Raw genomic sequence first — 19,742 nt, forward strand, 5'->3', positions numbered from 1 at the left:
ATCGGATCTTTTGAGGGGGTCGTAACGCTAGGACGGCTTAGTCCAAAAGGCGTGGCCGACGGGAATCAGCTCTTAAGCGACCACAACATATAGTGTAGCACCCCTCGTTGGACACTAATTCTAGTGATCGAGTACGACAGGGACAAGAAAAAAATAAGACGAAGTTCACAAAAGGTTGTTACCAAATGCACTAGGCGCGCCCAGCAAGGCGCGCCCAGGAAGGTGCCGCTCGGAGCGAATGTTTATGCGGTCTTCCGCAGGGGCATATCGCGCGGGGCAGGCGCCGTATAGGTTTGCATCAAGCGGCCCAACTCCGTCCGATACTTCTCGACGTTTGCAGCCTTCACGTGACCGAAGCCGCGGATGGTTTCTGCAAGGCCGGCGATTGTAGCCGCTTGAGCCAGCTTGTCGCGGGTCAACCCTGCGAGCAACTGGTCTATGGTCTGGCGGTACTCGCGCACCAGCGCCCGTTCCATCTTGCGTTCGGCGGTGTGGCCGAAGGGATCGAACCAGGTGCCGCGCAGGCCCTTCAGGCGCGTCAGCATTTTCAGCGCGGTCATGGTGCGCGGGCCCAGCGTCATCTTGCGCGGCACGCCGGTGCGCGGGTCCTTGCGGGCGAAGATGGGCGGGGCCATGTGAAAGCGCAGGCTGTAGTCGCCTTCGAACTGGCCCTGCAACTGCGCCTGGAAGGAGGCGCCCGTGTAGAGCCGCGCGACTTCGTACTCGTCCTTGTAGGCCATGAGCTTGAAGAGGCCGCGCGCGACAGCGAGCGCCAGGCGCGGCGTCTTGGCGTCGGGCGCCAATTCGCGTTCGCGCGCCGCGACGGCCTCGACCACGTCCTGGAACTGGCGGGCGTAGTCGGCGTTTTGATAGGCGGTCAGGTCTTCGATGCGGCGGGCGACGGCGCGTTCGAACGATTCGGGCACGTGCAGTTGCACGACCTGGGCGCGCGGGCGCAACGCGCCTTCCAGCGCGTCGGGCTGGTGAGCTGCCAGACGGCCGCTGTCGAAGGCAGCCCGGTTGGCGGCCACGGCCACGCCGTTGAGTTCGATGGCGCGGTTGATGGCGGCCTGCGACAGCGGCACGCCGCCGCGCTGCCAGGCATAGCCCAGCATGAACATATTGGACAGGATGCTGTCGCCGAACAGCGCCAGCGCGGCCTCGTGCGCGTCGATCGCGACGGTGTTGGATTCGCCCGCGGCGTGGCGGATCTTGGCCAGCAGCGCTTCGGGCCGCATGGCCGCGTCCGGGTTGCGGGTGAAGTCGGAGACCGGGGCCACGTAGCTGTTGACCGTGACCTGGGTGTGGCCGCAGCGCAGCGCGCCCAGCGAGTCCGGCGCCACGGAGGCGACCGGGTCGCACAGGATCGCGGCGTCGGCCTGCTGCCAGTCCAGGCGTACCGGGCCGGCAGGCGCGCCGGCAGGCGCCAGGCGGATGTGGCTGACGACCGTGCCGCCTTTCTGCGCCAGGCCGGTCAGGTCCAGCACCGCGGCGGACAGGCCTTCCAGATGCGCCGCCATCGACACGATGGCGCCGATGGTGATGACGCCGGTGCCGCCCATGCCGGCGACCAGCAGGCGATAGGGATGGTCCAGCGCGGGCATGGCCGGCAGGGGCAATTGCGCGATCAATTTCTGCAGGCGTTCCTGGTCGGCCTTGGGCGCCGCGCTCTTCTTGGGCTTGCCGCCCATCACGGAGACGAAGCTGGGGCAGAAGCCTTCGGCGCAGGAATAGTCCTTGTTGCAGCTGGACTGGTCGATGGCGCGCTTGCGGCCATAGGGCGTTTCCAGCGGCACCACCGACAGGCAGTTCGATTGCACGCCGCAGTCGCCGCAGCCTTCGCAGACGGCGCTGTTGATCAGCATGCGGCGCGCCGGGTCGGGAAATTGGTTCTTCTTGCGGCGGCGGCGCTTTTCAGCGGCGCAGGTCTGGTCATGGATCAGCACGGTCACGCCGGGGATCTCGCGCAGCTCGCGCTGCAGCGCGTCCAGTTCGCGGCGGTGGTGCACCTTGATGCCGGCGCCCAGGTCCACGCCTTGGTACTTTTCGGGTTCGTCGGTGGTGACGACGATGCGGGCCACGTTCTCGCCGCGCAGTTGCTGGCAGATGCTGGGCACCGAGATCGGGCCGTCGATGGGTTGGCCGCCCGTCATGGCCGTGGCGTCGTTGAACAGGATCTTGTAGGTGATGTTGGCCTTGGCGGCCACGGCCTGGCGGATGGCGAGATAGCCGGAGTGGTAATAGGTGCCTTCTCCCATGTTCTGGAAGATGTGCGGCATCTTGGTGTAGCGCGACAGGCCGATCCAGTCCACGCCTTCGCCGCCCATCTGCGTCAGGCCGCCGGTGTCGCGGTCCATCCAGGCGGCCATGTAGTGGCAGCCCACGCCCGACAGCGCCTGGCTGCCTTCGGGCACCTTGGTCGAGGTGCTGTGCGGGCAGCCCGAACAGAAATAGGGGCGGCGGCGCATGCCGTCGGCATCGTTGGACAACGGCGCCTGGCACGCGAATGCGGACAGGTCCGCCGCCAGCGGCAGGCCGGCGGCGCGGCTGAGCCAGCTGGCCAGCGGCTGCGCCAGCAGGGAAGGGCGCAACTGGCCGGCCGAGGGCACCAGCGCTTCGCCGTCGAAGCCTTTCTTGCCGATGACGGTGGGGCGGTCCGGCAGGTTGAACAGCAGGTCCTTGATCTGGCTTTCGACCACGGCGCCCTTTTCCTCGATCACCAGGATGTGCGAGAGGCCGCGCGCGAATTCCAGCAGACGTTCGCTATCCAGCGGCCAGGTCAGGCCGGGCTTGTAGATGCGCACCGGCGCGTTGGCGGTGACGGTGTCCACGCCCAGGCGCGACAGCGCTTCCATGGTGTCCAGGTGCGCCTTGCCCACCGTGACGATGCCGACAGTGGCCTTGGGCGCCGGACAGGTCAGGCGATCGATGCTGTGGCGGCGCGCGAATGCGGCCACGGCCTTCATGCGCAGGTTCATGCGCGTTTCGATCGCCAGCGACAGGAAGTCGCGCGCGGAATATTCCAGCGATTCGGGCGGCATGTCCGGATCCGCCGGCATGTCGTAGCGCTGGGCGGGGGCGGGAACGAAGGAATGCCCGCATTCGATGGTTTCGGACACGGCCTTGAAGGCGACCCAGGTGCCCGAGTAGCGCGACAGGGCCCAGCCCCACAGCGCGAAGGTTTCGTATTCGTCGATGGAGGCGGGATGCACGATGGGCATCTGCCAGCCGATCAGCGAGGCCTCGCTGGAGTGCGGGATGGAGGACGAGACGGCGGTGTGGTCGTCGCCCACCACCACCAGCACGCCGCCGTTGCGCGATGCGCCCGCGGCGTTGCCATGATGCAGCGCGTCGCCGGCGCGATCCACGCCGGGGCCCTTGCCGTACCACATGGCATAGACGCCATCGACGTTGCGGTCGGCGCGCACGCCGGCCTGCTGGGTGCCCATGACCGCGGTGGCCGCCATGTCTTCGTTGATGGCGGGCAGGAAGGTGATCTGGTTGGCGTCCAGCGCCTTTTGCGCCTTCCACATGGCCATGTCCACGCCGCCCAGCGGCGAGCCGCGGTAGCCCGAGACGAAGCCGGCCGTGTTCAGGCCGCGTTCGCGGTCCATCCGGGCTTGGGTGAGCATGATGCGCACCAGCGCCTGGGTGCCGGTCATGAAGATGCGGCCGGAGCTGCGGGTGAGGTTGTCGGCGAGCTGGTACTCGAGGTCCAGCTGGGGTTCGGCGGCGGGGGTACCGTCCATGGTGAATACTCCTGGTTTCGGCACCATGATAGGTTCGCGAGCCATCAGGTTTATTGCGTTTTTGGATCGTGCTATCCCTATAATTCGCAATGAACGTTTCGTGTTCGATAAAAACCAGGAGACTAAGCGATGGACAAGACCGATATCGGCATCCTCAAGGCCTTGCAGGAGGACGGCCGGGCCTCGGCGCAGCAGCTTTCAGAGAAGGTGGGGCTGTCGGCCGCGCCGGTATGGCGGCGGGTGAAGGCGATGGAGGCCAGCGGGGTGATTCAGGGCTATAGCGCCCAGGTGGACCGCAGCAAGGTGGGGCTGGGCTGCATGTTCGCGCAGATCAGCCTGGAACGGCACTCCGCCAATACGGTCGAAAACTTCGAGCGCTCGGTGCGCGACGCGCCCGAAATCCTGGAGTGCTACGCGGTGACGGGGGATTCGGACTTCCTGCTGAAGATCCTGGTCGAAAGCCCGGAGGCCTATGACCGTTTCCTGCACCGCTTCCTGTTCAACATGCCGGGCATACGGCAGACGCGCACCATCGTCGCGCTGCGCGAAATCAAGCACGAGCAGCGCCTGCCGCTGTAGATAAAACGGGCCCTCTCTATATAGATATAGGGAGGGCCGCGAATTTATTGGGGTTGGATGCCCGAGATGCGGATCCATTCCTTCCAGCGCGCGGTGTCTTCCTTCACAAAGGCATCGAAGCGCGCCACGTCCATCGATTCCGGCGTCAGGCCCAGGGCGCGCAGCTTCTTCGCAGTCGCTTCGTCCTTCACCGCCGCCTGCATGTGGGCGTTCATCTTTTCCACGATGTCCTGCGGCGTGCCTGCCGGGGCCGACAGGCCGAGCCAGCCGGCAACGACGAAATCCGGATAGTAGGTGGCCATGGTCGGCACGCTGGGCCAGGCCGCATGCGGCTGGGCGCCGGTGACGGCAATGGGGATGAGCCCCTTGCCGTCGATCTGGCCCATTGCGGTCAGGTAGTCGACGAAGGCGAAGTTGATCTGCTTGCCGCGCAGGTCGGTGATGATCTGCGTGATGTTCTTGTAGGCAGCGCCGGTGATCTCGATGCCGGCGCGCTGCTTCAACAGTTCGGACGGCACTTGCGAGGACGAGCTGTAGTAGCCGAAGAAGACCTGTCCGGGATGCTGCTTGGCATAGGCGACCAGGTCGGGCACCGTGCGGTACGGGCTGTCGGGCGACACCACGCCGACCGTGCCGAAGGTGCCCAGCATGCCGACCTGGCGGAAGTCCTTCTGCGCGTCGTAGGGCAGGCTCTTGTAGAGGAACTGGTTGGCCGAGTGGGTGGAGTTGGTGGACAGCAGGAAGGTATAGCCGTCCGCCGCGGCGTTCTTTGCGGCGTTGGTGCCGACGATGCCGCCGGCGCCGGGACGGTCCTCGACCACCACGGTCTGGCCGGTCTTTTCGCCCAGGTATTGCGCCAGGGTGCGCGCGGTGAGGTCGGCCGCGCCGCCGGCGGCGGACGGCACGATGAGGGTCACGGGTTTCTCGGGCCAGCCGGCGGCGTGCGAGGCCGCGGCCAGCAGCAGGCCGGCGCCGATCAGGGCCGGACGGAGGGAACGGGGAATGGACATGCTTGTCTCCTGATGGCGCGATTGCGCGTCGTTGTCGTTGTTGTCGTTGGTATTGGGGGGCGATCAGCCGAATTGGCTGTGGTGCCAATCCAGGATGGCGGCGGCGCTGACTTGCCACTGGTCCGCGTACATCATGCAATGCGGTTGGCCGGCAAGCACGGCGTGGGAAAAACCGAAGCGGCGCGCGATCGCCAGATCCTGGCCTGGCGGATGGCGGTCATGCGTGTCCAGGCCGGCTTCCAGGCACAGGCCGGGAGCGTGGATGGCGGCGGCGTCGACGGGCACGCGCAGCAGATAACGGTCGTTGAGCACCTCCGGACTTTCGGGGCACAGGCGCCGCGATACCGAGGCGACGTTGCGGTCTGGCGAGGTCGCCAGAAAGCGCGCGCGGATTTCGGCGTCGTTCGGCGCGCTGCGCGGCAGGCCTTCGGGGACAGGGGGCAGCGCTTGCGCGCCGGGCAGGTCGCCGGGCGGCGACGGCGCCAGCAGGACCACGCCCGCCACCGTCCGCTGGCTGGCGCCCAGCAGCGCGGGCAGCGCGCCCATGCTGTGGCCGATGACGACCGTGGGACGAGCCAGCGCGTCCAGCGCGCTGACGACATCCTGGCCCAGGTCGGCGATGCCAACCGACGCAAACGCCGCGTCCTGGGGCAGGGCGCCGTGGCCGCGCAGATCCAGCGCCGCGCAGGCGAGGCCGGCGCGGGCGAAGAAATCCAGATAGTGCGCATAGCACCAGGCGCCGTGGTAAGCGCCGGGCACGAACAGCAGGCCTGGCCTGTCGTCCCGAGGATCGGCGCCGACTATCAGGCGGCCCTGGCCGGCGGGATGCGCGGGCAATTGGTCGACGCGGTTGAAATCCAGCGGGTCGGCGCGGGTGGAAAGAGGCGGGAGCAGCGAGTCGGCATTCATGGTGCGGCCATCTTAGGTGCGGCCGAACTATCAGAAAACTTTATTTTTCATATGATTGGATAAGTTTCACTGATCGAGGCCAGCCATGCGCCCCTTGCCCGAGATTTCCATCACGCACTACCGCCACTTCCTGCTGGTGGCCGAGCTGCGCAGCTTCCGCGCGGCCGCGGCGCGGGCCTTCCGCTCACAGCCGGCGTTGTCGCTGTCCATCCGCGAGATGGAGCAGCGCCTGGGGCAGCCGCTGTTCGAGCCGGGCAACCGTGGCACGCTTACGCGATTCGGGCAGGATTGCTTGCCGCTGGCGCGTGAACTGGTGCAGCACCACGACCGCGTGGCGGGCGCGCTGTCGGGGCTGGCAAGCAACGAGGCCGGCACCTTGACCATGGCGTCCGTTGCCACCGTGGCCACGCACTGGTTGCCGGAACTGGTGGCGACGTACCGCGAACGCTATCCGGCGGTGGCGTTGCGCCTGTTCGACGACAACTCGGAAGGCGTGGAGCGCATGGTGCTGGCAGGGGAGGCGGAGCTGGGCGTGTGCAGTCCGGTGTCGCAGGACCGGCGACTGTCGTTCGAGCCTTTGCTGCGTGACGCCTTCGGCCTGGTCTGCCATCGCGGCCATCCGCTGGCCAGGCGCAAATCGGTGACCTGGCGCGAGATCGAGGACCTGCCTCTGGTCGGCACCATCGCCCATCGCCAGCTTGCCGGCTATCCGCAGGCGGCCTTCATGCTGGACCGGCAGGTCTTCGTGTCCAACATGATGTCGCTTCTGGCCATGCTGGAACGCGGTGTCGGCGTCACGGTGCTGGCGCGGCTGGGCGTGCCGCCGGACTCGCGCGGACTCGCCTTCGTGCCGCTATCCGCCCCGCGCATCGAGCGTGAACTGGGCATCACCCGGCTGGCCGGCCGCAGCCTGTCTCCGGCTGCCGCGCGCATGGAGGAAATGCTGCGCGCGAAGGCCGCGAAACGCGGCCGCACTGTCGCTTGAAACCAACGCATTTTTGCGATTTGCGGCCATAAAACAGGCCAATTCCGGGGCCTACTGTTGCGCAATTGCACTGGTCGCGGATCGCCGTTGATTCTTCGCAAACGGCTCTTTAGAGTGCGTGATGTTTGCTGCGCGAGGGACGCGCCGGGGTGCTCGGTGCGGCGCGTCGACAGACGTGTTGAGGAAGTCATGAGCAGTGTGTATTTGCGTACGGCGGGCGTCGCCTGCGCCGTTCTGATCCTGGCCGGCTGCGCCGCCAGAAAGCCCGCCACCATCACCGAGGCCCAGCCCGCGGAACCGCCCAAGCCGGTGGCCTGCGTGCCCGCCAAGGCCGGCGATCCCATGATAGGCACCTGGCTGTCGAACAGCCGCCCGCGCGACGTCAGTGGCGATCTGCAATCGCTGATCGTGCTGTCCGCCGATGGCACCATGGCCTATGAATCCCTGCTGAAGATCGGCCGCAAGACGCGTCCCGCGTTGCGCGAGACCGGCTGCTGGAGCGTGGCGGACGGCATCTACACGATGCAGACCACCAAGTCCGCTGGCGAACTGGTGGACGCCAACGATCCGATCTACCTGAACCGCTACCGCGTCGAAAAGGTCGAGAAGACCCGCCTGACGATGCGTGAGCTGAAAAACGGCGGCCAGGTCATGACCGCGCGCCGCATGCCCACGGGCTACCGCCTGCCTTATTGAGCGTTGCGCGGGACGGACATTCCGCCCCGCGGCAAAGCCAAGATGGCCGGGCTGCGGTAAGGTGCGGTCTTCACCCATCGCCCGCAGCCGGTCATCCATGCCTGCCTTGTCCTCCGAAGCGCGCGCCATCGCGCTGCTTGCCCTGGCCGCTTTCGTCAGCGCCAGCGCCTTCCGCATTTGTGATCCCATGTTGCCGCAGCTGGCGGCGGAATTCGGCACCACTACAGGCCAGGCCGCGCGCGCCGTGACCGCGTTCGCCGTGGCCTACGGCGTGTTGCAGATGTTCTTCGGCCCCCTGGGCGACCGCTACGGCAAGTACCGCGTCGTCAGCATCGCGACCTTTGCCTGCGCGCTGGGCAGCGCCGGCGCCGTGGTTGCCGGGTCGCTGGACGTGCTGGTGTTCTGCCGCGTCCTTTCGGGCGCCGCGGGGGCGGGCATCGTGCCGTTGTCGATGGCCTGGATCGGCGACAACGTGCCCTACGAACGCCGCCAGGCCACCCTGGCGCGTTTCCTGACCGGCACCATCCTCGGCATGTCGGCCGGCCAACTGGCTGGCGGCCTGTTTGCCGACACCGTGGGCTGGCGCTGGGCGTTCGCCGCGCTGGTCTGCGGCTACCTGATAGTGGGCGTGCTGCTGTTGCTGGAAGTGCGGCGCCAGCAGGTCTCGGGCCTGGGCCAGGTGGATCCCGGCGCGGCGCGCCAGGGCTTCATGGCGCAGGCGCGGCTGGTGTTGAGTACGCCCTGGGCGCGCATCGTGCTGGCGACGGTATTCGTCGAAGGCCTGCTGGTGTTCGGCACCCTGGCCTTTGCGCCTTCCTACCTGCATGAACGCTTCGGTATCTCTCTGACCGCCGCGGGCGCGCTGGTGGCCGTGTATGCCGTCGGCGGCTTGCTTTATACGGTGGTTGCCGGCCGCATCCTGAAACGCCTGGGGGAACGCGGGCTGGCGATCGCCGGCGGACTGGTGCTGGGCGTGGCGTTCCTGTCGTATTTGCTAGGTCCGGTTTGGATGTGGAGCTTGCTGGCCAGCGTGCTGGCGGGTTTCGGCTACTACCTGCTGCATGCCACGTTGCAGACGAATGCGACGCAGATGGTGCCGTCGGCGCGCGGCACGGCCGTCGCGTGGTTCGCGTCCTGCCTGTTCATGGGCCAGGCGGCGGGCGTGGCCTTGGCGGGCGCGGTGGTCGACGAGATCGGGCCTGCCGCGTTGTTTGGCGGCTCGGCGGCGCTGTTGCCCTTGCTGGGCGCGTTCTTCGCGCGCGCATTGAAGGCGCGCGCGGCCATCCAGCAAGCCTGAAGGAACGGCTGAAACACCGCGGGCCTTGCTCATTCCAGGATGAGCAAGGCCCGCGGTGTTTTTGGGACAGGCGCTTAGATCGCAGCCAGGCGCTTGAGCACCGTCTGCTTGCCCAGCAGGGCCAGCACGGCGTCCACGGCCGGGGTCTGGGTCTGGCCGGTGACGGCGACGCGCAGGGGAATGGCCAGTTGCGGCATCTTCATGCCGCGATCGGCCAGCACGGCCTTGATCAGGGCGGACAGGGCTTCGCGGGTCCAGTCCGCGTCCTGGGCGCGCTGGGCGAAGTCGGCCAGCGCTTCGCGCGCGGGGGCGGTCAGGTGTTGCTCGGCCAGCTCGGCGGGCGCGCCCTTGAACTCGGCGCAGAACAGCATGGCGCCGTCGGCCAGTTGCTCCAGCGTTTCAGCGCGGTCCTTCAAGAGGCCCATGACGCCCGGCAGGTCGATCTTTTCCGGATGGCCGCCGCGGTTCGCCACGCGCGGCGCCACGCGCTCGGCCAGTTCGGCGTTGTCCATCTGCTTGATGTAGTGGGCGTTGACCCAGTTCAGCTTCTTCGGATCCCACTGCGAGGCCGACTTGGACAGGTGCTTGGTGTCGAACCACGACACCAGCTGGTCGCGCGAGAAGAGTTCGTCGTCGCCGTGGCTCCAGCCCAGGCGTGCCAGGTAGTTGACCATGGCTTCCGGCAGATAGCCTTCGTTGTCGTACTCCATGACGTTGACGGCGCCGTGGCGCTTGGACAGCTTTTCGCCGTCCGGACCCAGGATCATGGGCACGTGGCCGTATTCGGGCAGCGTGGCACCCAGCGCGCGCAGGATGTTGATCTGGCGCGGGGTGTTATTGACGTGGTCGTCGCCGCGCAGCACGTGGGTGATGCCCATGTCCCAGTCGTCGACCACGACGCAGAAGTTGTAGGTGGGCGTGCCGTCCGGGCGCGCGATGATCAGGTCGTCGAGTTCGGTGTTGTCGAAGCTGATCGTGCCCTTGACCATGTCGTTCCAGGAGGTCGCGCCTTCCTGCGGGTTCTTGAAGCGCACCACGGGCTTGCGGCCTTCCGGGATGGCCGGCAGGGTCTTGCCGGGTTCGGGACGCCAGGTGCCGTCGTAGCGCGGCTTGTCGCCGCGGGCGCGGGCGGCTTCGCGCATGGCTTCCACTTCCTCGGGCGAGCTGTAGCAGTGGTATGCGGTGCCGGCGGCCAGCATCTGCGCGACCACCTCGCGGTAGCGGTCCATGCGCTGCATCTGGTAGAAGGGGCCTTCATCGGGCTGCATGCCCAGCCAGTCCATGCTGTCCAGGATGGCCTGCACCGCTTCCGGCGTGGAGCGTTCGACGTCCGTGTCTTCGATGCGCAGCACGAAGGTGCCTTGGTGGTGGCGCGCGAAGGCCCAGGAGAACAGCGCCGTGCGGGCGCCGCCCAGATGCAGGAAACCCGTGGGCGAGGGCGCGAAACGGGTACGAATGGGGGTAGAGGCGTTGGAAGTCATAGGTGGCAATGATAGCGGCTGCGGCGCCACAAATCGGCGTCAGGCTGGGCCCATGTCAAACGTAGGGCGGGGTTGTCTTGTTACGATGAGGGGTATTTTAGATTAGGGCCTGCTAACACCATGTTGCGACATGCTCTCGCTCCGATGTTCGAGCCCGCCTCGCTGGTGATCGTCGCCGACCGGCCGCTGCCGGCGGCGGCCTCGTTGCCGCCCGCGCTCAAGGGCAAGACCACAGTGGTGGCTTGCGAAGTCGGCGCCGCGCCGGACCTGCCGGACACGTTGCAGGGCCTGGCCCAGGGCGAACGGCCTGATCTGGCCCTGGTTTGCGTTTCGCCCGCCGTCCTGCCGGAAACGCTGCGCAGGCTGTCGCCGCTGGCGCCGCGCTCGGTGATCCTGTTGCCGCATGAACTGCCCGACCCGTATCCGCGCGGCACGCTGGCGCTGTGCCGCGCCTGGGCCGAGGAAAACCGCTGCGAATTGCTGGGTCCGCGCTCTTTCGGCGCCCAGCGGCCGCACGCCGGCCTGAACCTGAGCCAGCACCCGGTGCTGGCGCGCGCCGGCCGCGTGGCGCTGTTGGCGCAGTCGCGCTCCATCATGGCCGCGGTCATGGACTGGGCCGAAGATGTGCACATCGGCTTTTCCACCGCCGTGTCGCTGGGCGACGAGGCGGTGGTGGGCCTGTCCAAGGTGCTGGACTATCTGGCCAGCGATCCGCGCACGGACAGCATCGTGCTCTATCTGGAAGACGTGGGCCCGGCCCGCGAATTCATGAGCACCTTGCGCGCCGCGGCTTCGATCAAGCCCGTGATCGTGCTGAAGGCTGGCCGCGCGGACACCGACAGCGCCGATGCCATCTTCGACGCCGCGCTGCGCCGCGCGGGCGCGGTGCGGGTACGCTATTTCGTGCAGCTGTTCTCGGCCGTCAAGGTGCTGGGCTACACGCGCCGTCCCAAGGGCCGGCGCGTGGCGCTGATCTCCAACGGCAGCGGACCGCCCCAGCTGGCCATGGACCTGATCGGTCCGGACGCCGCCGTGCTGCGCGCCGAACTCGCGCCCGCGACCCAGCGGACGCTGGCGGCCATGCTGGAGCCGGACGCGGCCACCGCCAATCCCGTCATCACCTTCACGCCGCTGACGCCCGAACGCATCCGCGCCATGCTGGACGCGGTGCTTGACGATGCCGGCGTGGACGGCGTGCTGGTGCTGCTGGCACCCGACGCGCTGGCCGACATGCCGGCGGTGGCGCGCGAGCTGGCGCAGATCGCACCCAAGGCGAAAAAGCCGGTCGTCACCTGTTTCATGGGCGATGCCGGCATGCGGCCGCTGCGGCGCATGCTGGACGACGCGGGCACCTCGGCTTTCCGCACGCCGGAATCGGCCGCCGATGCCTTCGGCGTGCTGGCAACCCATCACTACAACCAGCAACTGCTGCTGCAGACACAGCCGCCGGAGCCGGCCAGCCATGTGCCGGACCTGGGCGCCGCGCGCGAGATCCTGGCGCGCGTGCGCGCGGAATGCCGGCGCGAACTGAATACCTCTGAAATCCGCAGCCTGCTGGCCCTGTTCTACGTGCCGCTGCGCGACACGCCGATGGACGTGGCGGCGGCCGAGCCGGAATCCCGCCCCATGGCGATCCGGGTGCGGCGCGATCCGCAGTTCGGCCCCGTCATCCGCTTCGGCGCGGGCGGTCCGGACGCGGTGCTGTCGCAATCCGACCGCGGCGTCGACCTGCCGCCGCTCAACGGCTTCCTGGCCCGCCAGCTGATCGAACGCAGCCGGCTGTGGCGCCGGGTGCTGGCGCCGCGCATCGGCCACATGGCCGCCGAGGCGCTGCAACAGGCGGTGGTGCTGGTGTCCGAGCTGGTGTCGGAATTGCCGGATATCGAGTCCCTGGACATCGATCCGCTATACGCCGGCGAAACCCATCTGCGCGCCGGCGGGCTGCGCATGACGCTGACCGAGAAGCCCGGTTGCGCAACGCCGCAGACCGCGGGTTACCCGCATATGGCGATCCACCCGTATCCGGCCCGGCTGGTCCAGGTGCGCCGCTTCGCCGACGGCATCCCCTGGGTGCTGCGTCCCATCCGTCCCGAGGACGGCGAGCCGCTGCAGGAATTCATCCGCGGCCTGTCGGAGCGTTCGCGCTACATGCGCTTCGTGTCCATGATGCGCGAGCTGACCCCGCGCATGGTGTCGCGCTACACGCAGGTGGACTACCACCGCGAGCTGGCGCTCGTGGCCGCCACGCAGGTGCCCAACCCGGCCAACCGCGGGCATCCGCGCGAGGTCCTCGTGGGCTTCGCGCACTACCTGCGCAATCCGGACGGCAGGGGGGCGGAGTACGCGCTGGTGATCGGTGACGACTGGCAACGCCGCGGCCTGGGCCGCCAGCTGATGTCGGCGCTGATCGACGCGGCGCGCGAACAGGGGCTGGAATACATCGACGGCCTGGTGTTGTCGACCAACCGGCCCATGTTGTCGCTGATGACCAGCCTGGGCTTCACCAACGACGCGGATCCGGAAGACCCGACGATGCGCCGGGTCTGGTTGAACCTGTCCTGATCCCAGGCCCGTTCAGGCGGTCTTTCTGGCCGCCTGGGCGGGCTTGAGCCGCGCGATCGATTCGTCCACCGACAGCACGTCGCCGAAGAACAGCATCCAGCCGTGCAGCGCATGCTCGTGCTCGGCGGGCGTGACGGCGGCCAGCGCGTCGTCCACCATGATGGTGCGGAAGTCCCGCATCATCGCGTCGCGGGCGGTGGATTCGCAGCACACGTTGGTGACCGTGCCAGCGATCAGCAGCGTGTCCACGCCGCGCCCGCGCAACAGCGGCTCCAGTTCGGACGAGCCCGGCGCCATCGCGCTGTAGAAGCGCTTGGTCACGCGCAGGTCGGCGTCGTGCGCATGCAGGTCCTGATGCAAGGCATATCCGGGAGCATCGCGGCGCAGTGTTGCCAGGCGCCTGGCGCTGCGCTCCGGCGTCAACATCACGCCGTGATGGTGCGACCAGAACGAGTCGGCGTTATCAGAAGCGGTCTGCACCCACACGATGGTGCCGCCGGCGGCGCGCACCGCGTCGCACAGGCGGTTGATGGGGGCGATGATCTCGCGCGCCGGCGCGCATTCGCCCTGATAGCCGGGCAGCGTGAAGTACTGCTGCATGTCCACCACCACCACCGCGAGGCGCGCGGCGGGCAGTTCGTCATAGGGATGCAGGCGGCCCTGGCGGGCGATCACGCGGTCCTCCACCCATTTTGGGAATTCCATGGCGGCTCCTTATCCGTAGCGCCGCGCGATGGCGGCTTCGATGCGGTAGACGATCAGGTACATCACGCTGGAGATCACGGCCAGGATGGCGATGGCGGTCATGACGATGTTCAGCTTGAACACCTGGCTGCCGTTCATGATGAGAAAGCCCAGGCCGGAATCCGCCGACTGGAACTCGCCCACGATCACCCCTACCAGCGCCAGGCCGATGTTCATCTTCACCGCCGCGATCAACGTGGGCACGCTGCCCGGCAGCACCACCTTGGTCAGCACCTGCCAGCGGCTGGCGCCGAAGGTGTGGGCCAGCTTCACCTTGTTCAGGTCGATGCCGCGAAAGCCCGCATACACCACCATGATGGTCACGAACACCGCGATCGCCACGGCCATGCCGTATACCGCGTAGTCCGACCCCAGCCACAGGTAGAAGATCGGCACGAAGGCGATCTTGGGCATGGCATTGGCCACCACCAGGAAGGGGTCCAGCACCTTGTACAGGAAGTCCGACCACCACAGCGCCGCCGCCACCACGATGCCGATCGCCATGCTCAGGCCGAAGCCCACCAGCGTGGCGCTCAGCGTGGTCATGATGTGCTTGCCCAGGTTGCCGTTGTTCCAGAGTTCGATGAACGTCGGCCACAGCGCGCTGGGGTAGCTGGTCAGGAGCGGGTTGAGAATGTGCATGCGCGGCAGGATTTCCCAGGCGCACAGGAACACGGCCAAGAGCAGCGCCTGCGCGACGCGGATATGCCGGCGGCGGGCGCGGTCGCGCCGGAGGTAGTTCAGGTACTTCTCGCTGGGCGCGCGCACGGCGCGCAGCGGAACGGTGTTGGCGACGGGCGCGTTCATGGGTCAACCCTCCACGTGGACATCGAGCTCGTCCCACAGCTGTTTGAAGTAGGTATTGAATTCCGGCCGCGAGCGCGCCTGGAATGGCGTCGGCCGCGCCTGGCCGTCGCCGTAATGGATGCGGTACTGGCTCTTCAGGCGGCCGGGACGGCGCGACAGCACGATCACACGGTCGGTCATGGCGATGGCTTCGCCGATGTCGTGGGTGACCAGCACCACGGTCTTGCCTTCGCGCCTCAGGATGTCCACCACTTCGTCGGAGATTGCCAGCCGGGTCTGCGAATCCAGCGCCGAGAAAGGCTCGTCCAGCAGGATCACGTCCGGCTCGGTGACCAGGGTGCGGGCCAGCGCGGCGCGCTGCCGCATGCCGCCCGACAACTGGCGCGGCGTGTGCGACAGGAACGCGCCCAGTCCGCATTTCTCCAGCAGATGCACGGCGCGCGCCTCGCTGCGCGCATCGCGCCGGCCCTGGATCTCCGCGCCCAGCATGACGTTGTCCAGGATGGTGCGCCACTCGAACAGGTAGTCCTGCTGCAGCATGTAGCCGATGCGCGGATTGGGCTTGGTCACGGCCTGGCCGTCTATCATCACGGCGCCCGAGGTCGGCGGAATCAGGCCGGCGATCAGCGACAGCAGGGTGCTCTTGCCGCAGCCGCTTTGCCCGATCAGGCTGACGAATTCGCCCGCCGCCAGCGTGAACGACACATTCGACAGCGCCTCCGTCTCGCCTTCCTGGGTGAAATAGGAAAGACAGACCTCGCGCAGTTCGATCTTCGCCGTGGCGGTGTCCGGCTTCAGGTTGTGGATAACGGCGCCCATCATTGGGCCTTCTTCGCGAAGTCGGTCACCACCACGTCCTCGTACTTCACGCGGGCGTTATCCTTCATGACCGCGCTGGCGATCAGCATGTCCTGCAACTGGTTCATGGCTTCGGCCGTCACCAGCGGCGTGGTCTTCCAGATCTGGTACTTCTTGTAGCGCTCGATGGCCTCGGTTACCGCGGCCTGGTCCATGCCGGGGAAGTAAGTCATGATCTGCGGCGTCAGCGTGGCCGCGGGCGTGTCCTTCACGTATTTTTCGGCGCGCGCCACCACGTCGGTCCAGGCCTGGATGACCTTGGGATTGTCGCGGATGTACTTGTCGGTGGCGGTGAAAACGGTGTAGTCCACCTGGCCGACTTCGTGGCCCACCGAGGCGACGATGTAGCCCTTGCCGTTGCGCACCAGTTCGCCGGCCTCGGGTTCAAGAAAGATGCCGTATTCGCCCTGGCCGGCCATCCAGGCGCCCGCGCGCGCGGGAATGCCGATATTGTTCAGCAGCTTCACGTCCTTTTGCGGATCCACGCCATGCTTGCGCAGCGCCGTTTCCAGGAACACGATGGGATTGGAGCCGGGGCGAAAGCCGATCACTTCCTTGCCCTTGAGCATGGACCAGTCGAACTTCTCCACCGGCTTGCGCGCCAAGAGGAAGAAGCCGTCGGTGGCGGTCAGACCGGCGAAGATCTTGGGCTTGACCGGGGATTCGCTGTTGTGGACGTAGATGGACGCTTCGGGCCCGATCAGCACGATGTCGGCGCTGCCGGACAGCAGGGCGGTCATGCCCTTGTCGGTGCCTTGCGAGGTCTTCATGGACACGTCCAGGCCGGCGTCCTTGAAGTAGCCCTGCGACAGGGCCACGTACTTGGGCACGTAAAGAATGGACCGCACCACTTCTTCGTAGCGGACCTTCACGGGGGGATTGAGGGCTTCGGCCTGGACGGCCAGGGGGGCGAACAGCGCGAGCAGCGCCGCAACCGCCAGACGGGGCGATGGCAAGGATTTCACGGGACTTTCTCCTGCGTCTTGAATGCCACGCCGAAACCCGGCGCGACACGGCCAATGGGATGGATCGACAACAACAACAGGGAAGCCCGAACTGCTTGCTCGGGCCGGTAAGGCTTGGATCGAATACTATATTCAATACAAATAGGCGACAAGCTTTTTGCAGTTGGCGTTTTTCTCTATGGACGCAAGAAAGCCAGCCTATGAAAATTCCAGGCTGGGATACCACTTGGTATACAAAATGAAATCGCAGGCCGCCAGGGCCTGCAAGTGGGCGGGCAGGGGCGCCGGGCGCCTATCTGCCGCGATCAGGGCCGCCGGGCGCGGCCCTGCATGGTCCTCAGACCAGGACTTGATTCAGGAACTTGGAGATATCCGCCACTTCCTCGGCGCAGACCGAGTGCGGCATGGGGTAGGTGTGCCATTGCACGTCGTAACCCAGGCGCTGCAGTTCGGCCAGCGAGGCCTGGGCGCGCGGCAGCGACACCACCGGGTCGTACTGGCCGTGGGCCAGGAAGATGGGCGTGTCGTGATTGGCGCTGTGGCGTTCGGCCTCGGCCGTGTCCAGCAGCGGCAGATAGCCCGACAGGCCCATCATGCCCGCCAGCTTTTCCGGCAGGCGGATGCCGGTGTGCAGGGTCATGGCGCAGCCCTGCGAAAAGCCCGCCAGCACGATCTTCGAGGTCGGGATGCCGCGCGCGTTTTCGCGCGCGATCAGCTTGTGGATCGCAGCCTCGGAGGCGCGTATGCCGCTGGCGTCCTCGACGCGCACCAGGTCCATGACCAGGATGTCGTACCAGGAGCGCATCGCCATGCCGTTATTGATCGTCACGCGCTGCACCGGCGCGTTGGGGAATACGAAGCGCACCGACGCGCCGGCCGGCAGGTCGAGCTCCGGCACGATGGGCGCGAAGTCGTTGCCGTCGGCGCCCAGGCCGTGCAGCCAGATCACGGCGTGCGTGGGATTGGGGGCGGTTTCGATCTCGATGCAATCGAGCAGGTCGGTCGGAGCGTTCATGGACGGCGGACGGTGAAAATCAGAGGGTAAGGGTCTTCAGGGCCTGGAACAGCGCGCGGTAGTGCTTCTTCTGCGGCTCCTGGCCTTGCAGCAGGGCGGCGTTGGCCAGCTTTTCCTTGCGGGCGGCGCGGATCAGCGCGCGCAGCTGTTGCACGTCGGCCTGCGGATTGTTATTGAGCAGCCGGGTCAGGGCCTCGTCGTCGTCCAGCAGGCGGTCGCGCAAGGTCTCCAGCCGGTGCATGGCGGCGGTTTCCTCGCGCGAGCCGTTTTCCCAGACGTCGAGCTGGGCGCGGATCTCGTCGGCGGGCGCGTCGCGCATCAGCTTGCCCACGAAGTGAACCTGGCGCCGCTTGCCCTCGCGCCCGGTGGTGCGCTGCGCGGTGCGGATCGCTTCATAGAGGCGCTCCGCCAGCGGCAATTGCTTGAGGCGTTCGGGGGACAGTTCGATCAGCTGCTTGCCCAGGTCCAGCAAGGCGTGCATTTCGCGCTTGACCTGCGACTTGCTGGGACGGTCGTAGCCGTTCTCGTCGTAACCGTCGTCGACGGATTCTTCTTCAATATGGGAATTCATGGAAAACTGCGCAATGACAGACTTGGCTATGATAACCGTCTCTGCAAATTGGACAGCAATGGTTAAAACCTCCTCATCCTTGCCGCTGGCGGCGAATCACGCGCGTTTTTCTGAACTCGTCGAACAAACCCTCGCCTATGCGCGCCAGATCGGCGCCTCCGACGCAGCGGCGGAAGTCTCGGAAAGCCTGGGCCTGTCGGTCTCCGTACGCAAGAACGACATCGAAACCGTCGAACAGACCCGCGACCGTTCGCTGGACCTGACGGTCTACGCCGGCCAGAGCCGCGGTTCGGCCTCCACCTCCGACTTTTCCGAAGCGGCGCTGCGCCAGACGGTCGAAGCCGCCTGGCACATTGCGCGCCACACCGCCGCCGATCCGGCCGCCGGCCTGCCCGACGCCGATCAGCTGGCCACCGAATTCCCCGACCTGGACCTGCACCGCGCTTGGGGCGTGTCCACCGAAGAGGCCGCCGAGCTGGCGCTGCGCGCCGAGCGCGCCGCCCGCGAGGTCGATCCGCGCATCACCAATACCGATGGCGCCACCGTGGGCACCTACGAAGGCCAGTTCGTGATGGGCAACACGCGCGGCTTCCTGGGCGGCTATCCGTACTCGCGCCACAGCCTGTCGGTCGCGCCCATCGCCGGACGCGGCAATGGCATGCAGCGCGACTACTGGTACAGCTCCGAACGCGATCCTGTCAAGCTGGCCTCGCCGGAGGCCATCGGCCGCTACGCCGCCGAGCGCACGTTGTCGCGCCTGTCGGCCCGCCGCATCCGCACCGGCAAGTTCCCCGTCCTGTTCGAAGCGCCCCTGGCGCTGGGGCTGGTGGGCGCCTTGACCCAGGCTGCCAATGGCGGCGCGCTGTACCGCAAGGCCAGCTTCCTGCTGGACGCGCTGGGCAAGCCCGTCTTCCCCGAGCACATCAACCTGACCGAAGACCCGCACATCCGCGGCGCCATGGGCAGCTCGCCCTTCGACGACGAAGGCGTGCGCACCCGCCGCCGCAGCGTGGTGTCGGCCGGGGTGCTGGAAGGCTATTTTCTGTCGTCCTACACCGCCCGCAAACTGGGCATGACGACCACCGGCAACGCCGGCGGTTCGCATAACCTGGTGTTCAGTTCCACCCAGACCCGCCGCGGCGACGACTTCGAAGCCATGCTCAAGAAGATGGGCACGGGCTTTCTCGTCACCGAACTGATCGGCCAGGGCGTGAACTACGTCACCGGCGACTACTCGCGCGGCGCGTTCGGCTACTGGGTGGAAAACGGCCAGATCCAGCACGCGGTGCAGGAAATCACCATCGCCGGCAATCTCGCCGACATGTTCAAGCAGATCGTGGCGGTCGGCGCCGACACGATATCGCGCGGCACCAAGACCACTGGCTCGATCCTGATCGAGCAGATGGCGATCGCCGGAATCTGACGCCGCTAGAGCGGCGGCCACATCATGGCCGCCGCGGACTTGCACGGCCCCCGGTCCTTGCACTGCTTTGCAGCCCCTGCGCGCTGCCCAT

Annotated in this window: 16 protein-coding genes; 6 read left to right on the forward strand and 10 right to left on the reverse strand. The window is 67.0% G+C overall.

Annotated features, from left to right (window positions below):
* Nucleotides 1–242: 242 nt before the first annotated feature.
* The gene (locus HV793_RS10605) at nt 243–3,749 is read right to left on the reverse strand and encodes an indolepyruvate ferredoxin oxidoreductase family protein (RefSeq protein ID WP_175213100.1); all 3,507 of its coding nucleotides are present in this window, start codon (nt 3,747–3,749) and stop codon (nt 243–245) included.
* 129 nt (nt 3,750–3,878) lie between these two features.
* Here HV793_RS10605 and HV793_RS10610 point away from each other — a divergent pair, with 129 nt between their 5' ends.
* Nucleotides 3,879–4,328 carry an Lrp/AsnC family transcriptional regulator gene (locus tag HV793_RS10610; RefSeq protein WP_008159001.1) on the forward strand — a complete coding sequence of 150 codons (450 nt, stop codon included), beginning with the start codon at nt 3,879–3,881 and terminating at the stop codon, nt 4,326–4,328.
* A gap of 44 nt (nt 4,329–4,372) precedes the next feature.
* Here HV793_RS10610 and HV793_RS10615 read toward each other — a convergent pair whose 3' ends face one another.
* Together HV793_RS10615 and HV793_RS10620 are read right to left on the reverse strand one after the other, a co-directional pair.
* Nucleotides 4,373–5,338, reverse strand: coding sequence for a Bug family tripartite tricarboxylate transporter substrate binding protein (locus tag HV793_RS10615; RefSeq protein ID WP_054458547.1), 966 nt, complete (start codon nt 5,336–5,338; stop codon nt 4,373–4,375).
* 63 nt (nt 5,339–5,401) lie between these two features.
* A complete protein-coding gene (locus HV793_RS10620; protein WP_175213101.1) occupies nt 5,402–6,247 on the reverse strand; it encodes an alpha/beta hydrolase in 846 nt (281 codons plus the stop codon).
* 85 nt (nt 6,248–6,332) lie between these two features.
* Here HV793_RS10620 and HV793_RS10625 point away from each other — a divergent pair, with 85 nt between their 5' ends.
* From HV793_RS10625 to HV793_RS10635, 3 genes are all read left to right on the forward strand, one after another.
* A complete protein-coding gene (locus tag HV793_RS10625) occupies nt 6,333–7,232 on the forward strand; it encodes a LysR family transcriptional regulator (protein WP_054458353.1) in 900 nt (299 codons plus the stop codon).
* Between the two features lie 189 nt (nt 7,233–7,421).
* Entirely contained in the window at nt 7,422–7,928 is a 507-nt protein-coding gene (locus tag HV793_RS10630) for a hypothetical protein (protein WP_054458355.1), read from the forward strand.
* A gap of 97 nt (nt 7,929–8,025) precedes the next feature.
* Nucleotides 8,026–9,225, forward strand: coding sequence for an MFS transporter (locus HV793_RS10635; RefSeq protein WP_175213102.1), 1,200 nt, complete (start codon nt 8,026–8,028; stop codon nt 9,223–9,225).
* A gap of 74 nt (nt 9,226–9,299) precedes the next feature.
* On the opposite strand, the gene gltX is transcribed toward HV793_RS10635, so the two are convergent.
* Complete coding sequence (gltX, locus tag HV793_RS10640; protein WP_054458359.1) at nt 9,300–10,706, reverse strand: glutamate--tRNA ligase; 1,407 nt, start codon at nt 10,704–10,706, stop codon at nt 9,300–9,302.
* Between the two features lie 120 nt (nt 10,707–10,826).
* Here gltX and HV793_RS10645 point away from each other — a divergent pair, with 120 nt between their 5' ends.
* A complete protein-coding gene (locus tag HV793_RS10645; RefSeq protein ID WP_175181753.1) occupies nt 10,827–13,268 on the forward strand; it encodes a bifunctional acetate--CoA ligase family protein/GNAT family N-acetyltransferase in 2,442 nt (813 codons plus the stop codon).
* 12 nt (nt 13,269–13,280) lie between these two features.
* On the opposite strand, the gene HV793_RS10650 is transcribed toward HV793_RS10645, so the two are convergent.
* From HV793_RS10650 to yjgA, 6 genes are all read right to left on the reverse strand, one after another.
* On the reverse strand, nt 13,281–13,973 hold the full coding sequence (locus HV793_RS10650) for a cysteine hydrolase family protein (RefSeq protein WP_119450708.1): 693 nt from the start codon (nt 13,971–13,973) through the stop codon (nt 13,281–13,283).
* A gap of 9 nt (nt 13,974–13,982) precedes the next feature.
* Nucleotides 13,983–14,819 carry an ABC transporter permease gene (locus HV793_RS10655; protein WP_054458365.1) on the reverse strand — a complete coding sequence of 279 codons (837 nt, stop codon included), beginning with the start codon at nt 14,817–14,819 and terminating at the stop codon, nt 13,983–13,985.
* A 3-nt stretch (nt 14,820–14,822) separates the two neighbouring features.
* Nucleotides 14,823–15,638, reverse strand: a complete 816-nt coding sequence (locus HV793_RS10660) for an ABC transporter ATP-binding protein (protein WP_042797538.1) — start codon at nt 15,636–15,638, stop codon at nt 14,823–14,825.
* Nucleotides 15,638–16,642 (reverse strand): ABC transporter substrate-binding protein, encoded by a 1,005-nt coding sequence (locus tag HV793_RS10665; protein WP_166738364.1) that lies wholly within the window; start codon nt 16,640–16,642, stop codon nt 15,638–15,640. The genes HV793_RS10660 and HV793_RS10665 overlap by 1 nt, the downstream gene beginning before the upstream one ends.
* Nucleotides 16,643–16,979: 337 nt before the next feature.
* Complete coding sequence (locus HV793_RS10670; protein WP_054458369.1) at nt 16,980–17,657, reverse strand: alpha/beta hydrolase; 678 nt, start codon at nt 17,655–17,657, stop codon at nt 16,980–16,982.
* A 19-nt stretch (nt 17,658–17,676) separates the two neighbouring features.
* Nucleotides 17,677–18,228: a ribosome biogenesis factor YjgA gene (gene yjgA, locus HV793_RS10675; RefSeq protein ID WP_054458370.1), complete on the reverse strand. Its 552-nt coding sequence runs from the start codon at nt 18,226–18,228 to the stop codon at nt 17,677–17,679.
* Between the two features lie 58 nt (nt 18,229–18,286).
* On the opposite strand from yjgA, the gene pmbA reads away from it, so the two are divergent.
* Entirely contained in the window at nt 18,287–19,651 is a 1,365-nt protein-coding gene (pmbA, locus tag HV793_RS10680) for a metalloprotease PmbA (RefSeq protein WP_175213103.1), read from the forward strand.
* Nucleotides 19,652–19,742 lie beyond the last annotated feature (91 nt).

This window comes from Achromobacter aegrifaciens (genome assembly GCF_902859965.1).
GTDB lineage: Bacteria > Pseudomonadota > Gammaproteobacteria > Burkholderiales > Burkholderiaceae_B > Achromobacter > Achromobacter aegrifaciens.

Bases quoted from the DNA above. Each gene is read 5' to 3' on its own strand.
- HV793_RS10655 (WP_054458365.1), bottom strand. From the start codon at position 14,819: ATGAACGCGCCCGTCGCCAACACCGTTCCGCTGCGCGCCGTGCGCGCG.
- HV793_RS10610 (WP_008159001.1), top strand. From the start codon at position 3,879: ATGGACAAGACCGATATCGGCATCCTCAAGGCCTTGCAGGAGGACGGC.
- HV793_RS10670 (WP_054458369.1), bottom strand. From the start codon at position 17,657: ATGAACGCTCCGACCGACCTGCTCGATTGCATCGAGATCGAAACCGCC.
- HV793_RS10615 (WP_054458547.1), bottom strand. From the start codon at position 5,338: ATGTCCATTCCCCGTTCCCTCCGTCCGGCCCTGATCGGCGCCGGCCTG.
- HV793_RS10645 (WP_175181753.1), top strand. From the start codon at position 10,827: ATGTTGCGACATGCTCTCGCTCCGATGTTCGAGCCCGCCTCGCTGGTG.
- HV793_RS10650 (WP_119450708.1), bottom strand. From the start codon at position 13,973: ATGGAATTCCCAAAATGGGTGGAGGACCGCGTGATCGCCCGCCAGGGC.
- HV793_RS10625 (WP_054458353.1), top strand. From the start codon at position 6,333: ATGCGCCCCTTGCCCGAGATTTCCATCACGCACTACCGCCACTTCCTG.
- HV793_RS10660 (WP_042797538.1), bottom strand. From the start codon at position 15,638: ATGGGCGCCGTTATCCACAACCTGAAGCCGGACACCGCCACGGCGAAG.
- HV793_RS10635 (WP_175213102.1), top strand. From the start codon at position 8,026: ATGCCTGCCTTGTCCTCCGAAGCGCGCGCCATCGCGCTGCTTGCCCTG.
- pmbA (WP_175213103.1), top strand. From the start codon at position 18,287: ATGGTTAAAACCTCCTCATCCTTGCCGCTGGCGGCGAATCACGCGCGT.
- HV793_RS10630 (WP_054458355.1), top strand. From the start codon at position 7,422: ATGAGCAGTGTGTATTTGCGTACGGCGGGCGTCGCCTGCGCCGTTCTG.
- yjgA (WP_054458370.1), bottom strand. From the start codon at position 18,228: ATGAATTCCCATATTGAAGAAGAATCCGTCGACGACGGTTACGACGAG.
- HV793_RS10620 (WP_175213101.1), bottom strand. From the start codon at position 6,247: ATGAATGCCGACTCGCTGCTCCCGCCTCTTTCCACCCGCGCCGACCCG.
- gltX (WP_054458359.1), bottom strand. From the start codon at position 10,706: ATGACTTCCAACGCCTCTACCCCCATTCGTACCCGTTTCGCGCCCTCG.
- HV793_RS10605 (WP_175213100.1), bottom strand. From the start codon at position 3,749: ATGGACGGTACCCCCGCCGCCGAACCCCAGCTGGACCTCGAGTACCAG.